Genomic DNA, 308 nt, shown 5'->3' with positions numbered 1-308 from the left:
GACATGGTGGTTTTGGTAGTGGCAGGTTCAGCTTTTCCGTATAAGGGAGCCGAAGTATTCCGCATATCATCCATGAAAGACACCTCACTATCTATGTAAAAGTTTAGCCGGGATTTCTCATCCCGGCTAAAGAATAGCAGATTTCGCGTGAAATGTTGAGGATGTCAAACAGCAGGTTTGCGTTCAACAGTGCCATCATTGAGCCATGCTTCAAAGCTGGCTTTGGAAATACGGTAAGCGCCGCTTACCTTGAACCAGCGGAATTCGTTCTGATTCAGTAGTCGGTAGACAGTGGGACGGCTCAGGAG

At 47.4% G+C, this 308-nt stretch carries 1 protein-coding gene; it reads right to left on the bottom strand.

Translation table 11 applies throughout. The features are described 5' to 3' along the window. Nucleotides 1-164: 164 nt before the first annotated feature. A complete protein-coding gene (locus P0G09_RS17950) occupies nt 165-305 on the bottom strand; it encodes a helix-turn-helix domain-containing protein (RefSeq protein WP_275253349.1) in 141 nt (46 codons plus the stop codon). Nucleotides 306-308 lie beyond the last annotated feature (3 nt).

It is taken from the genome of Faecalibacterium sp. DFI.5.82, assembly GCF_029076575.1.
Lineage (GTDB): Bacteria > Bacillota > Clostridia > Oscillospirales > Ruminococcaceae > Faecalibacterium > Faecalibacterium duncaniae.
The sequence above is the reverse complement of the archived record's forward strand: the minus strand, read 5'-3'. Positions and strand labels throughout refer to the sequence as shown.